Source organism: Cupriavidus basilensis (genome assembly GCF_008801925.2).
Lineage (GTDB): Bacteria > Pseudomonadota > Gammaproteobacteria > Burkholderiales > Burkholderiaceae > Cupriavidus > Cupriavidus basilensis.
The window spans coordinates 169,000-182,266 of record NZ_CP062804.1 but is presented as its reverse complement, the minus strand read 5'-3'; the positions used below and the strand labels follow the sequence as shown (position 1 = coordinate 182,266).

Annotated in this window: 15 protein-coding genes; 5 read left to right on the top strand and 10 right to left on the bottom strand. The window is 66.7% G+C overall.

The genetic code is table 11. The annotated features are described in order from the left end of the window. Positions 1-33: 33 nt before the first annotated feature. Positions 34-447 (bottom strand): copper resistance protein CopQ, encoded by a 414-nt coding sequence (locus F7R26_RS21740; protein WP_150986528.1) that lies wholly within the window; start codon positions 445-447, stop codon positions 34-36. A gap of 197 nt (positions 448-644) precedes the next feature. Between F7R26_RS21740 and F7R26_RS21735 the strand changes: the two genes are divergently transcribed. After that, positions 645-1,202: a cupin domain-containing protein gene (locus F7R26_RS21735; protein ID WP_150986527.1), complete on the top strand. Its 558-nt coding sequence runs from the start codon at positions 645-647 to the stop codon at positions 1,200-1,202. Positions 1,203-1,226: 24 nt separating this feature from the next. Here F7R26_RS21735 and F7R26_RS21730 read toward each other — a convergent pair whose 3' ends face one another. After that, the gene (locus tag F7R26_RS21730) at positions 1,227-1,667 is read right to left on the bottom strand and encodes a type II 3-dehydroquinate dehydratase (protein WP_150986526.1); all 441 of its coding nucleotides are present in this window, start codon (positions 1,665-1,667) and stop codon (positions 1,227-1,229) included. Positions 1,668-1,724: 57 nt separating this feature from the next. Beyond that, positions 1,725-3,095 (bottom strand): MFS transporter, encoded by a 1,371-nt coding sequence (locus tag F7R26_RS21725; protein ID WP_150986525.1) that lies wholly within the window; start codon positions 3,093-3,095, stop codon positions 1,725-1,727. Between the two features lie 214 nt (positions 3,096-3,309). Between F7R26_RS21725 and F7R26_RS21720 the strand changes: the two genes are divergently transcribed. After that, positions 3,310-4,092: an IclR family transcriptional regulator gene (locus F7R26_RS21720; RefSeq protein WP_150986556.1), complete on the top strand. Its 783-nt coding sequence runs from the start codon at positions 3,310-3,312 to the stop codon at positions 4,090-4,092. 16 nt (positions 4,093-4,108) lie between these two features. On the opposite strand, the gene F7R26_RS21715 is transcribed toward F7R26_RS21720, so the two are convergent. Further along, entirely contained in the window at positions 4,109-4,630 is a 522-nt protein-coding gene (locus F7R26_RS21715; protein WP_150986524.1) for a hypothetical protein, read from the bottom strand. A gap of 420 nt (positions 4,631-5,050) precedes the next feature. On the opposite strand from F7R26_RS21715, the gene F7R26_RS21710 reads away from it, so the two are divergent. Together F7R26_RS21710 and F7R26_RS21705 are read left to right on the top strand one after the other, a co-directional pair. Beyond that, entirely contained in the window at positions 5,051-5,899 is an 849-nt protein-coding gene (locus tag F7R26_RS21710) for an IclR family transcriptional regulator domain-containing protein (protein ID WP_150986523.1), read from the top strand. A 47-nt stretch (positions 5,900-5,946) separates the two neighbouring features. After that, a complete protein-coding gene (locus F7R26_RS21705) occupies positions 5,947-7,044 on the top strand; it encodes a diguanylate cyclase (protein ID WP_150986522.1) in 1,098 nt (365 codons plus the stop codon). Between the two features lie 50 nt (positions 7,045-7,094). On the opposite strand, the gene F7R26_RS21700 is transcribed toward F7R26_RS21705, so the two are convergent. Continuing rightward, positions 7,095-7,844 (bottom strand): flagellar brake protein, encoded by a 750-nt coding sequence (locus F7R26_RS21700; protein ID WP_150986521.1) that lies wholly within the window; start codon positions 7,842-7,844, stop codon positions 7,095-7,097. Positions 7,845-8,069: 225 nt separating this feature from the next. Next, on the bottom strand, positions 8,070-9,008 hold the full coding sequence (locus F7R26_RS21695) for a LysR substrate-binding domain-containing protein (RefSeq protein ID WP_150986520.1): 939 nt from the start codon (positions 9,006-9,008) through the stop codon (positions 8,070-8,072). Positions 9,009-9,132: 124 nt separating this feature from the next. Here F7R26_RS21695 and F7R26_RS21690 point away from each other — a divergent pair, with 124 nt between their 5' ends. Next, on the top strand, positions 9,133-9,771 hold the full coding sequence (locus tag F7R26_RS21690; protein ID WP_150986519.1) for a LysE family translocator: 639 nt from the start codon (positions 9,133-9,135) through the stop codon (positions 9,769-9,771). A 21-nt stretch (positions 9,772-9,792) separates the two neighbouring features. Here the strand turns inward: F7R26_RS21690 and thpR are convergent, their stop codons facing one another. The 4 genes from thpR to F7R26_RS21670 all read right to left on the bottom strand — a co-directional run bounded on the left by thpR (position 9,793) and on the right by F7R26_RS21670 (position 12,908). After that, on the bottom strand, positions 9,793-10,362 hold the full coding sequence (gene thpR / locus F7R26_RS21685) for an RNA 2',3'-cyclic phosphodiesterase (protein ID WP_150986518.1): 570 nt from the start codon (positions 10,360-10,362) through the stop codon (positions 9,793-9,795). A gap of 63 nt (positions 10,363-10,425) precedes the next feature. After that, positions 10,426-10,959, bottom strand: coding sequence for a methylated-DNA--[protein]-cysteine S-methyltransferase (locus F7R26_RS21680; RefSeq protein WP_150986517.1), 534 nt, complete (start codon positions 10,957-10,959; stop codon positions 10,426-10,428). After that, positions 10,956-12,482: a DNA-3-methyladenine glycosylase 2 family protein gene (locus tag F7R26_RS21675; RefSeq protein WP_150986555.1), complete on the bottom strand. Its 1,527-nt coding sequence runs from the start codon at positions 12,480-12,482 to the stop codon at positions 10,956-10,958. Before F7R26_RS21675 ends, F7R26_RS21680 begins: the two co-directional genes overlap by 4 nt. A 129-nt stretch (positions 12,483-12,611) precedes the next feature. Then, the gene (locus tag F7R26_RS21670; protein WP_150986516.1) at positions 12,612-12,908 is read right to left on the bottom strand and encodes a hypothetical protein; all 297 of its coding nucleotides are present in this window, start codon (positions 12,906-12,908) and stop codon (positions 12,612-12,614) included. Positions 12,909-13,267 lie beyond the last annotated feature (359 nt).

Below are 13,267 nucleotides of genomic sequence, written 5' to 3'. Positions count from 1 at the left end.
CCTCGGTTATTGCCCCGATTTTTGCCCCGATGGTCAGGCATGCGCGCCGTCCTGATAGGTATCGAACTGACGCGCGGGATCCGCGGAAGGACCACTGCGATCCATGCCGGCCAGCTTCTGCGCGCCATCCTGGAACGGATCCACCGTGCGCGCCGGGTCCGCGGAAACGCCGCTGCGATCCATCCCAGCCAGCTTTAGCGCACCGTCCGAGAACGGATCCGGCTTGCTCCGGCGGCTGGCGTTCGCGCCCGCTGCCGGCGCGGCGGCCGGGTCCAGGCGCGCGCCATCGCTATAGACATCGAAACGCGACGCATGGAAGACGTAGCCGTAGCGGTCCCCGGACACGGCACTGTCCCTGGGGCCAGCGGCCTGCGCCGGAACCGCCGTGGCGGCAATGCCGGCAAGTGCGGCCGAAGTCATCAACAACTTGAAGAAATGGCGGGTCATGGCAATCTCCTTCTGGGCGATCGGCGGATCGCGGCTGGCTTGCAGGGGAGCAGCGCCTTGCGCCGTTCCGGCCACACGTGAATCGCGCGGTTAAACCAGATACGCCGCGAAGCGGGCCGTGGATGCATAAGGACGCTGGTTGCTTACCGCGCCGGCAAGCGGGCATGATGGCGGCTACCGATCCCGGAGCGCCGCGCATGCCTGCCCAACCTGACTCGCCACACCAAGACCAAGACAAAGACCAGTTGATCCAGCGCTTCGGCCTGCAGCCGCATCCGGAAGGCGGCTATTACCGCGAGACCCATCGCGACGCCGTGCGTGTGTCGCGGGTGTCCCATGTGTCGCGTGAAGGGGCCGGCAATCCCGCCACACATGCCGCCTCCACCGCGATCTACTACCTGCTGTGCGACAGCGCTTACTCCGCCTGGCACCGCATCCGCTCCGACGAAGTGTGGCACTTCTACGCGGGCTGCCCGCTTAACGTGCATGTGCTGGAGCAAGACGGCAGCCTCACCACGCACCGGCTGGGCAATGCGCTCGCCGATGACAACGCGGTGTTCCAGGCCGTGGTCAGGGCTGGCTGCTGGTTCGCCGCCGAGCGCAGCGATCCGGATGGCTTCTCGCTGGTGGGCTGCACCGTGGCGCCGGGCTTTGAATTCAGCGAGTTCGAGCTGGCCGATGCCGACAGCCTGCTGGCATCGCACCCGCGCCATGCCGCGCTGATCGCACGTCTCGCCCCTGCGCCAAAACGCTGAGGCGCAAAAACGCTTGGCGACGTACTAGCTGCGCAAGGCGTCGGCCATGGCGCGCAGCGCCAACGTGTAGCCGGCAACGCCAAGCCCGCAGATCACGCCAGTGGCCGCGCGCGAGATCAGCGAATGGCGATGGGTCTCCTCGCGCGCATGGATATTGGTGATGTGCAGCTCGATCACCGGACGCTGGATCAGCTTGACGGCGTCCAGCACGGGGATGGAGGCGAAGGAAAAGCCAGCCGGATTGATGATCACGCCCGCGTTCTTCTCGAACGCTTCCTGCAGCCAGTCCACCATCGTGGCTTCGCTGTTGGTCTGGCGAAAATCGCACGCGATCCGCAGTTCATCCGCCAGCGCCGCAACCCGCTGCTGGACCTCGGCAAGCGTGGTCGTGCCATACAGATGCGGCTCGCGCTTGCCCAGCATGTTGAGGTTGGAGCCGTTCAGGACATAGACGAGTTCGGTCATGATATGTGGCGCGCGGCAATGCGCCGCGCGCTGATTGAGTGAGTGGGATTGGCAGGGTTAGTGAGATTTGCGCGTGCCGATCGGCATGAACCGAGCGCCCTCGGCGAGGACGCCGGGTGCATCGGAACGGTTCATGTCGATGCCACGCGTCTCGGGCGCCGTCAGGATCATGGCCAGCGAGATCAGGTTGAACACGACACAGACGGCGACCACGCCCCACGGCGAGCCGTTGCAAACCTGCAGCAGCCACACCGCGACCACGGGCATCGGCCCGCCGGCAATCAGGTTTGCGCCGGTGTACGCAAGCGCCGATCCCGAATAGCGGACATTGGTCGGAAACGCTTCGGCGAAGGCGACCGGCTGGATGCCGCTCTGGAACTGGGTGAAGCCCAGGAACAGGCCCATGATGGCGAGCATCGGCAGGAAGCTCTTGGTGTCGAGGATCTGGAAGTAGACGAACAGGATCAGCAGCGTTGCGACGGAGCCAATGGCCAGCGCCTTCTTGCGGCCGATCTTGTCGCTGAGCATGCCACCCGCCAGCGCGCCGACGATAGCGCAGACATTGGCGCCCATCAGCAGCAGAAAGCCGGTCTGCTTCGGCACTGCAAGCGTCTTGGTGATGTAGCTCAGCGAGAACACCACGATAAGGTAGAAGATCGCCGCCGGGCCGCAAAAAAACAGCATCCAGCGCAACACCGTTTTGCCGTGCAGGCGCAATGCATCGCGCAGCGGGTTGCCCACCTCCGCCACCTGGCTCTTGCGCAGCTCGACGAATGCCGGCGTTTCACTGACCTTCAGGCGGATATACACGCCGACGATCACCAGGATGAAGCTCAGCAGGAACGGCACCCGCCATCCGTAGGCGTCGAACGATTCCGCTGACATCGTGGAGGCAAGCAGCAACAGCACGCCATTGGCAAGTATCTGGCTCAGCGGAGAGCAAAGGCCCAGCAGGCCGGAGTACTTGCCGCGCCGGTCCGGGCTGGCGTGCTCGATGGCCATGAGTTGCGCGCCGGTCGATTCGCCCCCGAGCGCGAAGCCCTGCAGGATGCGCAACAGCACCAGCAGCACCGGCGCCCAGACGCCGATCTGCGAGTAGGTGGGAAGCAAACCCATCAACACCGAGGACAGCCCCATGATCGTGACCGTGCCCAGCAGCAGGTTGCGGCGCCCGAGCTTGTCGCCAAGGTGGCCGCAAATGATGGCACCGAGAGGCCGTGCCGCCAGGCCAACGCCGAAGGTGGCCAGCGATGCCAGCAGCGCGGATGTTGGCTCCATGGCCGGGAAAAACAGCTTGGGCAGGATGGTGGCCGCCAATGCCCCGTAAAGCGTAAAGTCGAACCACTCCAGTGCGGTGCCGATGGTGGCGGCCGCCACGGCGCGCGTGCGCATCGCTGCATTGGCCGGGCGTTGTGTCTCTGCAGTCATTTTGTCTCCTGGCATTCTCTTCCTGGGAAGGGTAGGCGTCGCCGCCCTTCCGATGTCCGTTGAAGCCGTCCAACGCTCTCATGCTTCTGCCTTCGTGCCGGTTGGATCGGTGAAAGCATGCTAGCAAGGGTTCGTGAATACCATTCCAATCTTGACGCATTGAAATTCGTATTGGATAGTGATGAACTATATTGACGTCAGCAGGGAGGTCGCCATGTCAGGCGTACTACGCACACTAGGCATCCTCGAATACCTTTGCACCCAGGTCGAGGCCGTGCCGCTCGCCGCCATCGCCGACGATCTCGACATCCCCCGCAGCGCGTGCCACCGCCTGCTGGTCGACCTCAAGAATGCGGGCTATGTACGCCAGTTGCGGGACCATGGCGACTACATCCTGACAACCAAGCTGGTGGGAATGGGGCTGGGCTTTCTGGCAACGTCCGGCATCGTGGACATCGCGCAGGCCAGGCTGGACCGGCTGGCGGATACGTCGGGCGAGCTGGTGCGCCTGGCCATTGTCGACGGGGATCGCCTGACCTGGGTGGCCAAGGCGCAAGGCGCGCTGCGGGGACTGCGCTATGACCCCGATATGGGCATGGACACGATTCTTTCGTGCAGCGCGACGGGGCACGCGTGGATGCAGACCATGACGGATGAACGCGCCCTGGAGCTGGTGTCGCGGCAAGGGTTCGGGCAGCCGAATCAGTACGGCCCCAATGCACCCACCACCATCAAGGCCCTGCTGGGCTTCATCCACCGGGCGCGGGAGCGCGGCTATGCCACGATCAATGAAGTCTTTGCGCCGGCCATGACGGCCATGGCGGCCCCCGTGCAGCGCCGTGGGGGCTATCCGGCAATCGGCGTGATCAGCATTGCGGGCCCGCTGAGCCGGCTGACCGAGCAGCGCATGAAGGCGCTGGGCCCGGCGCTACTTGCCGCCGCCGCGGAACTGGCGCTGGCAAGCTCGGCCTCGGCGCTGTTCAACCGGGCAGTGTAAGCATTCTCCTGGCCGCTCAGCGCGGCTTGCGGTACTCGTTCTCGATCCAGTCCGCGGCGCTGGCCTTGCTTAGCTTGAAGCCCGGCGACACGCGCACCTGGGCCAGTTCTTCGCCGAGCTCGTCGGTGGCGCGCAGCACCGCGAAAGGGTTGTCTTCGTCGGGCACGATGTCGAGCGTCACGCTGATGCGCGCCGTGTCCGTGTCGACAATCACGCTCTTGTGCAGCATGGCGTGCAGTTGCTGCTCATGCCGGCGCAGCACTTCGGAGGCGGTCTTGACCAGCGTCGAGAAGGCGTTGGTGTCCAGCGGCTTGGGGTTCTTCTTGTCGCGGCCCATGGTCCAGGGGCCAACCAGCGCGGGCTCGGGCTCGCCGTCCTTGATCATGGCAACGGCCCAGCCATCGTCGTCCTCGTTCTTGATCACGCGGGCGGTCCAGCCGTCGGCACGCCAAAGGCGCGGCTCCTGGATCTTTTCGGCGTTGTCCCCGGCGGCGTCCTGGTCGTCGGCTTCGGGGGAGAGTTCGGGCTGATGGGTCATGGCTGGCTTCAATTCGGGGCTGCGCGGTGGGCTGCGGGCGCTGGCCGGGGCGCCACGCAATGCTTGGCGGGGGCGGACCGGGACGGCGGCGGCATCAAGGGCGCGATTTTACCCGCCTCGCCGCGGCGGGGGGCGCCAGGCGCCGCGCGCGCCCGGCAGCTGAGACATAGCGAGACATGAATCCCCTCGGAAGTTGTATTTAATGTCTAACCGCCGCGTCCTATGCTGGACTTGTCGCCGGGACCCCCGTCTTGATGACACACCCTTCCAGTCGCCGTGCCCTTGAGACGGCGATTTTTTTTGGCGGCCTGCCCCATCCCCGCACCAAAATGGGGATCGTCCGCAACAAAAGCGCTGGCCCGAGGCGCCCAGCCGGTTTAAGATGCGCGATTATCGAACAACCCGCGCGCACTCGCTCACATGGACGCCCCCAATCCCAGCAGCCCTGGCCAGGCAACGGCCGCCACTGTCCGCGTCGCCCGCCCCCAGGCCGACCTTCTCAACAGTTTTGCCGGCGACCCAAATTTCATGCTGTCGCTAGCGCGCGGCTTGAGCGTGCTCGAAGCCTTCTCCGAGCGTAAGCGCCCGCTCACCATTTCCCAGGTGGCGCAGCGCACCCAGCTCTCGCGCGCATCGGTACGGCGCTGCCTGTACACGCTGGAGCAGCTTGGCTACGTCAGCCAACAAGGCGGCCAGTTCGCGCTGCGCCCGCGCGTGCTGCACCTGGGCCATGCCTATTTCTCGTCGACGTCGCTGGTGTCGCTGGCCCAGCCGATCCTCGACGCGCTGAGCACGCGCATCCAGCAGACCTCGGCACTGGCTATCCTGGACGACACCGACATCCTTTACCTGGTGCGCTCGGAGGTGCAGCGGGTGCTCACTTATTCGCTCGGCATGGGCAGCCGGCTGCCGGCGTACTGCACGTCGATCGGCCGCATGCTGCTGGCCCACCTGGCCGAGCCGGCGCTGGAAGATTTCTTCGATCGCGTCGACCTGCGCCCGCGCACGCTACAGACCAAGATCTCGCGGCGCGAGCTGGAGGCCAGCTTTGCGCATGCGCGCGAACTGGACTATGTGCTGATCGACGAAGAACTGGAGCCCGGCCTGCGCGCCATCGCGGTGCCGGTGCGCGGCATCTCGGGCAGCGTCATGGCGGGCATCAGCGTCAGCGTGCGCGCGGCGCAGGTATCGGAAGCAGAGATGATCTCTCGCCTGCTGCCGCCGATGCGCGAAGCGGCAGTGGCGATCGGCAAGCTGATCGCCGCCTGAGCCACCTGAGCCACCTGAAACCAAAACCGACAAGGAACCGCAGACTCATGGCGCAAAGCACCCTTAACCCGCTGGCAGGCAAGGGCATGCGCTTTGTCCGGCGGGTCTACGCCATGCGCGCCATCGGGCTGGCGATCGGGTTCTTTGCGGTGGCGGCGGCCATGCTGGAAGCGGGTGCGCCGCGCTGGCTGCTGGCGCTGGTCTTCCTGCACGGCTTTGTCTGGCCGCACGTCGCTGTCTGGCGCTCAAGGCACAGCGAGGTGCCGTTCCGGGCGGAAATCCACAACATGATGATCGATGCCGTGCTCGGTGGCATCTGGGCCGCGGCCATGAAATTCAACCTGCTGCCGAGCGTGCTGATCCTGTCGATGATGAGCATGAACAATGTGGCGGCGGGCGGCACGCGCCTGCTGCTGCATGGCCTGGGGTGGCACCTGGCGGGGGCACTGGCGGGTATCGTGGCCTTCGGCGCCGCCTGGCATCCGGAAGCCAACCTCACCACCATCGTCGCCAGCCTGCCGATGCTGGTGCTCTACCCGCTGGCGCTGGGGCGCACCACCTACAGCATCTCCCGCCGGCTGGCCGCGCACGGCAAGGCGATCGAGGCCAACAGCCGCCTGGACGGCCTCACCGGCGTGCTCAACCGGGGCTATTGGGAGGCCATGCTGGCCGCGGAGTTCCAGGCCTGCAAGACCGGGCGGCGTAGCACCGCCAGCCTGGTGCTGCTCGACATCGACCATTTCAAGCAGCTCAACGACACCCATGGCCACCTGGCCGGCGACGAAGCGCTCAAGGCCTTTGCCGCGCTGGTGGTACGGCACGCCGCGCAGCACGGCCCGGCTGGCCGCGGTGAAGCGCGGCAATGCCTGGTGGGACGATACGGCGGCGAGGAGTTTGGCGTGCTGCTCAGTGGCGCGAGCCTGACGCAGGCGGTGGAGATGGCCGAGCGTCTGTCGCGCTCGCTGCAGCCGGGCGCCGCTTGCGGGGTGGGCATTGCCGCGCTGCGCGGCCACACCGCCAGCCTTGGCGTAGCCGCCTTTGATGCCGGCATGGCGGGCCACCACGAATGGCTGGCGCACACCGACCGCGCGCTTTACGAAGCCAAGCGGGCCGGCCGCAACCGGATCCGCGTCAGCGCGGGTTGAGCGCAAGCAGCGCAAGCAGCGCAAGCAGCACAAGCAGCAGCCAGATGCGCTTAGCCGCGGCTGGCAAGCTCCAGCGCAAACACCAGGCGCTGCAGGAAATTCTCCATGCGGCCGTCAAGGTTGGAGAACGCACAGCCGAAATGGTGGATGGCGCTGTCATCGCGCCCGGCCAGCCAGTGGCCCACCACTTGCAGGCTCAGGTCCAGCTTGCCCAGCGCACCAAAATCCAGATGCACGCCGGAGATGGTGGTGCCCACCGGCAGTTGCGTGGCGTCCACGGTCTTGGAGCGCAACCCGACACCCGAGAGCGAGAGATCTGCAATATCGAGCTTGAGCACGGTGCCGTCGCTCATCTTGATGGTGCAGACGTAGCCCTTGGTGACCAGCGTGCGTGCGCGGAAATGACGGCGGCGCTGGAAGTGATAGAGCTTCTCCGGGAACGGCGCGGAAAATGCCGGGCCACCCTTGTACTGAGTGATCTCGGGGGTGCCGATCAAGAAGTTCACGGGCACCCCGCGCAGCGATGCCGAGAAGGCATTCTCGTTGGAAGCCAGCAGCGCCTGCCGCTCGGGCTCGGTGGAGCACCAGTCGAAAACAAAGGTGCGGCTGGCCGGATCCACATGCAGCACGGACGTGACCATCTCGTGGGCGGAACGCGCGCGCACGTTCAGGATGCACTTCTGCCAGGCGAGGTCGCGCAGCACGGTGCCAATCTGCGAGGAATGGGTAAGGCGATAGCGGTCGTCTGGCAACGCGCTGGCGTCAAGCTCGGATTGCTCCGGGGAATCTTGGAGACTCATGAAAATCACGCAAACGTCTGAGAGAGGCCTGCGTCGCGCCAGACTGGCTTGCGACGGGGGAATTCGGGCTGCCCGCGTACCCGGATGCAGGCGGGGGCGAGCGGCTAGCGCCGCATGTTAAGCGCGACGCCTGCTGCTGCGCAAGCTCTTGTTTGAACAACGGCGAAGTGTGGCAAAACTTGAGCCAGACTTCCGTGGGGTAGCCCGCCGGGGCAGGTTCGCGCCTCATTTGCCGTCTTTGCGCCCGCCACGTTTTGCCGCACCCTTGGCCGCGCGCGCTGTATGTGGCGATGCGGCCACCTGGGCCGGATCCGCGCCAAGCGATGCTTGCGCCTCCTGGCATAGCCAGTCCCTGACCGCGCGACGCCGTGCATCGTGCTCGAACGCCACTGGCGAGAGCAACTGATAGCAAGATCCGTCGCGCACGAAGCCCCGCGGCGCGGCGATGCGGCCGTCGGCGAGTTCGTCGGCCACCATCAGGCGCGACGCGATCGCGCAGCCAAGCCCGGCCGCAGCGGCCTGGATGGTCAGGTAGAAATGCTCGTACCAGGCATCCGCGCCAAAGCGCTGCGCGCCGCCGGCGGCCTTGGCCCAGCGCTGCCAGGCATCCGGGCGCGAGCGTGTATGCAACCGGTGGGACGACGCCCCGGCGCTGGCCCCGGCGCGGCAGACCACGCCCACCCATTCCTCGGCAACCTCATGCGCATGCAGCTCCGGCCCCACATGAAAATCGTTGCGGCGCAGCGCCAGGTCCACGCCGCTGCGCGCGAAGTCCACCGGACCACCGGCGGCCATCAGGTGCAGCGTCACCTCCGGATGCGCCTCGGTAAAGCGCGGCAGGCGGGGAATCAGCCAGCGCATGGCGATGGTGGGCTCGCACGACAACACCAGCGCCCTGGGCTGCCCATGCGCGCGGATGCGCTGCGCGGCCGCGCCCAGCACTTCGAGCGACTGCGTGGCGGCGGCATGCAGGATGTGCCCCGCCTCGGTCAGGAACACGGCCCGGTTGCGGCGCTCGAACAGCGCCACGCCGAGCGCCTCCTCCAGCTGGCGAATCTGGCGGCTGACCGCGCCGTGGGTCAGGTGCAGTTCGTCCGCAGCCCGCATGAAGCTCTGGTGCCGCGCCGCGGCCTCGAAGAAACGGATCCCGCCCAGCCAGTGCATGCTCGCCTTGATGTGTCAGTTTTTCTCATGGATTTGCACGAGTATAAATCGGTTGTGGCGCCACATATCAACGCAGAGAATGCCTGGAACGCGATATCTATCCGGTCAAGGATCCTCATACAAAATGCACCCTCTCACCGAACTGCTGGCCGTCGCCACCATCACCGTGCTGGCCGTGATCAGCCCGGGCCCCGACTTCGCCATGGTGATGCGCAACAGCTTCGTGCATGGCCGCAAGGCCGGGCTGCTGTGCGCGCTCGGCATCGCCCTTGGCGTCCAGGTGCACGTTTTCTATACGATGTTTGGCGTGGCGTTGTTGATGGAGCACGCGCACAAGCTGTTGACGGTGGTGAAGCTGCTCGGCGCCGCCTACCTGATCTGGATCGGCATCCAGACCTTGCGCAAGCGCGCGCCGGACCCGAATGCGCCGCTGCTCGGTGCGGATGCGGGCACGCCAGCGCTGACAGCGCTCGGCGCGCTCAAGATGGGCTTTCTCACCAATGCGCTCAATCCCAAGACCACGTTGTTCGTGGTCAGCACCTATACGCAGGTGGTGAATGCGCAAACCCCGCTGGCCGTGCAGTTCGGCTATGGCCTGTTCATGTCGCTGGCACACCTGGCCTGGTTCGGCCTGATTGCGTGCTGCTTTTCCACGCCCGCGCTGCGCGCCGCCATGCTGCGGCGCCAGCGCTGGCTGGATCGGGTGATTGGTTCGGTGTTGCTGGCGCTGGGGGTGGCGCTTGGCCTGGGCAACCTGGCATGACGCCCGCCGTTGCCGGCGGCATCAGCCTGGCGCCGGATCCAGCCCATACGCACGCCGGCATACATGCTGCGCGCCGCCCGCGCGCAGATGGCTTTGATACAGGATGAAGCGCGCCACGGGGAACGGCTCGCACACCAGCCCGGCCTGTGCGTCGCGCCATGCCTGCAGTGCGGTATCCGCCACGGCAGGCCCGCAGCGCGCCAGCGTGATGTGGGGATGGAAGCCCGCACGCTGCCGCAAGCCAGCATCGGGTAACGTTGTGCCCTCGCATCCGGCAAGCGCCTGCGCCATGCGCGCATGCAGGCTGTCCAGCGCTGCATTGGGCGCCACGCCCGCCCACAGCACGCTCGCCCGCCGCCCGCGAAAATAGCCGGCCGCTTTCACCGTGAGCGCAAAGGCCGCGCCGCAGACGCCCCCAAGCGCCTGCTCAATGCATGCCGCGGTGGCGTCGTCCTGCTCGCCGAGGAAGTGCAGCGTGAGATGGACCTGATGCGGCGCCGCCGCCCGGATGCCCGCCACGCGCGGCACGCGCGCCAGCAACGCGGCCGCCAGTGCTGGCGGAACCTCAATCGCCACGAACAAACGTGCCATCGGTCTCACCTCCCGTGACCGCCTGGCGCGGGTGGTCAAGCGCAGCGGCGCGATGCCGCTCGCTCAAAATGCCAACGCCGACTGGCGCAGGATGGGCAGTGCCATGGCTGCGGCCGTGCCTTCGAGCCGGAGCAGCGCGCGCTTGCGGTCGGTGCCACCGGCATAGCCGGTGAGGTCGCCGCTGGCGCCCAGCACACGATGGCAAGGCACGATCACCGACAAAGGGTTGCGCCCCACCGCCCCGCCGATCGCGCGCGCATGGGTGGGGGCGAGGCCCAGCCCGGCGCCCAGTTCGCCATATGACGTGGTCTCGCCGAACGGGATCTCGCACAGTGCCTGCCAGACCGCGCGCTGGAACGGGCTGCCGCCCAGCACCATGGGAACCGTGAAGACCTGCAGGCGCTCGGCGAAGTAATCGGCCAGCTCATCGGCGGCCTGCTCGAAGACGGGCTTCGCGGCGGCAGGCACGCTGGTGTCCGGCGTGGCCGCTGCCGGGTAATACTTCTGCCCGGAGAAGAACAGCCCGCTCAAGCGCGCGCCGTCGACGCGCAGCAGCACTTCGCCCAACGGGCTGGCGACGATGCGGTAGGCAATCATGGTGTGTTCCTTGTAGTGTCTCTTGTAGTGTCTCTTGTTGTGTCCCTTGTCTTGTCGTCTCGTTCCGACTTGTCCGACTTGCCCAACTTGTGTTCCTCGTAGCGCCGCCACAGGTGGATGGCGGCGTAGGCGCGCCACGGCGCCCACTGCGCGACGTGCTGGTTCATGCCTCGCACGGTAGCGATGCCAAGCACCTTGCGCAAGACATAGTCAGTGCCCGGAAAAGCATCCGGCCAGCCCAGCGCGCGCATGGCCACGTATTGCGCGGTCCAGTCGCCCACGCCTTCCACCTCGCGCAGGCGCGCCATGGTGTCTTCCGGCGCGGCATTGGGCTCCAGCTTGAGCGCGCCCGCCGCCACGCGGGCCGCAATGGCATGAATGGCCCGGCCCTTGCCCAGCGGGATGCCGATCTCACGCAAGGCCTCGGGCGACACGCCAGCCAGCGCAGCCGCGCCGGGAAACGTCACGCGCAGCACCGGCGTGGGCTGCGCCAGCGGCAAACCGTAGCGCTCGGCCAACCGCGCCAGCAGCGTGCGCGCGTGCTTCACCGAGATCACCTGGCCCACCACCGCGCGCACGGCGATCTCGAAGCCATCCACCGCGCCCGGCAAGCGCATGCCGGGCGCCTCGGCAGCCAGCGGGCCCAGATGCTGATCCACCACATCGGGCCGGCAGCCCAGGTCGCACAAGCGCCGCACGCGGCCCAGCGCCTGCGGTATCACGTGCGCCAGCGAACCGGATAACGTCACCTTGATCACATGGCGGCGCGCGACATGCTCCAGCCGCAGCCAGCCCACATGCATGCGGCCACCGCTGTCGATCGCCAGCGTGCGCGCGTAGGTGCCATCGCCAAGCTGCTCGATGCCATCCACCGCGCGCACGCCCAGGAATTGCAGGAACGCGGCCCACGCCATCGGCGGGCGGTAGCCCAGCTCGAACACCAGCTCATCGGCCACGTTGTCGGCGGCGCGCTTGCGCATGGCCATGGGCGTCAGCCCGTAGCGCGTCTTGAGCACATCGTTGAAGCGCCGCACGCTGCCAAAGCCAGCGGCGTGCGCCACGTCGGTCACGGTCAGCCCCGTATCGGTCAGCAAACGCTTGGCCAGCAGCAACCTCTGCGTCTGCGCATACTCCAGCACCGAGACGCCGAACTGCGCATCGAACAGCCGGCGCAGGTGGCGCTCGGTAATGCCGATGCGCGCGGCCAGCCCGGCCACGCCGGCATCCACCATGAAGCCGTCGTCAATCAGCGTGGCTGCGGCCTGGGCCAGGCGCCCCGACAAGTCGGCCAGCCCATGGCCCGGCGCCAGCTCGGGCCGGCACCGCAGGCAGGGCCGGAAGCCCTGCTTCTCGGCCGCGGCGGCGCTGTCGTAGAAGGTGCAGTTCTCGCGCTTGGGCGTGCGCACCGCACAGATCGGCCGGCAGTAGACGCCAGTGGACGACACGCCCACAAAGAAGCGCCCGTCGAAGCGGCGGTCGTGCGAAGCCACGGCCTTGTAGCAGGTATCCGGATCGAGTTTCATAGCCAGCATGCTACTCCGTTGCGCATGCGGAACTAGCTGGATTCGGACATTTGCCTCGGCGGCGTGTATTGACCTGCCACTGCGACACGAAGACCACCGGCACAGCGGCAGCACAGCAGCGCGCTGGCATCATCCATCGCCAATCTCGCCCTTCGGCTCATCCATCGCGGCGGCCAGTTCGCTCAACACCAGCGTCTCGTGCGCAAGCACGGCCACCAGCGAAAGCAGATGGGCCTGGGTTTCTTCACCAAGGTTGCAGAAAGTGCCGCCCGCCGCGTTCTCGACGGCGACAGACAACAACGCATTGAGCTGCGCGGTCTTCTCGGCGGCGAGGCTTAGCGGGCTTTCGGATGGGGCATGCGCGGTCAGGAAGGTATCGCGGCCCGTGCGTTGGGCGGTGATGTTGTAGCGCGGGTAGTTATACATCGAGCGCCCTCCGGTGGGAGGCGCGCAAGCGCTGGTGGATGACGGGGAGCCTGGGGGATGCGATTTGCCCGGAATGGGCGAATGAAGACTGGGGCATGGGAGTGCCTCCTTTGCGAGCGTGTTTGACAGCGTTTTTTTGTCGTCGGGCTGTCAAACCCGGCCGCTCTGGTCGCAGCAACGAGCGGAGTATATCGTGGGGCCATGCAGCCGAACCCAGCCGCAACAAAAAGTCACACCCGCTACGCTAGCCTACGGCCACAAGTACTAGATCGATGCTGCCCGCCGTCAGCGGCAACGTGCGCCGGCTGCTCCGGCCCCAACGCTCGGGTAGCCCACCTCCATGCTTCACGTTGGTAACT

Coding starts and splice junctions, on each gene's coding strand:
- F7R26_RS21705 (WP_150986522.1), top strand. CDS start 5,947: ATGGCGCAAAGCACCCTTAACCCGCTGGCAGGCAAGGGCATGCGCTTT.
- F7R26_RS21735 (WP_150986527.1), top strand. CDS start 645: ATGCCTGCCCAACCTGACTCGCCACACCAAGACCAAGACAAAGACCAG.
- F7R26_RS21700 (WP_150986521.1), bottom strand. CDS start 7,844: ATGAGTCTCCAAGATTCCCCGGAGCAATCCGAGCTTGACGCCAGCGCG.
- F7R26_RS21690 (WP_150986519.1), top strand. CDS start 9,133: ATGCACCCTCTCACCGAACTGCTGGCCGTCGCCACCATCACCGTGCTG.
- F7R26_RS21740 (WP_150986528.1), bottom strand. CDS start 447: ATGACCCGCCATTTCTTCAAGTTGTTGATGACTTCGGCCGCACTTGCC.
- F7R26_RS21675 (WP_150986555.1), bottom strand. CDS start 12,482: ATGAAACTCGATCCGGATACCTGCTACAAGGCCGTGGCTTCGCACGAC.
- F7R26_RS21730 (WP_150986526.1), bottom strand. CDS start 1,667: ATGACCGAACTCGTCTATGTCCTGAACGGCTCCAACCTCAACATGCTG.
- F7R26_RS21710 (WP_150986523.1), top strand. CDS start 5,051: ATGGACGCCCCCAATCCCAGCAGCCCTGGCCAGGCAACGGCCGCCACT.
- thpR (WP_150986518.1), bottom strand. CDS start 10,362: ATGGCACGTTTGTTCGTGGCGATTGAGGTTCCGCCAGCACTGGCGGCC.
- F7R26_RS21725 (WP_150986525.1), bottom strand. CDS start 3,095: ATGACTGCAGAGACACAACGCCCGGCCAATGCAGCGATGCGCACGCGC.
- F7R26_RS21670 (WP_150986516.1), bottom strand. CDS start 12,908: ATGTATAACTACCCGCGCTACAACATCACCGCCCAACGCACGGGCCGC.
- F7R26_RS21695 (WP_150986520.1), bottom strand. CDS start 9,008: ATGCACTGGCTGGGCGGGATCCGTTTCTTCGAGGCCGCGGCGCGGCAC.
- F7R26_RS21720 (WP_150986556.1), top strand. CDS start 3,310: ATGTCAGGCGTACTACGCACACTAGGCATCCTCGAATACCTTTGCACC.
- F7R26_RS21715 (WP_150986524.1), bottom strand. CDS start 4,630: ATGACCCATCAGCCCGAACTCTCCCCCGAAGCCGACGACCAGGACGCC.
- F7R26_RS21680 (WP_150986517.1), bottom strand. CDS start 10,959: ATGATTGCCTACCGCATCGTCGCCAGCCCGTTGGGCGAAGTGCTGCTG.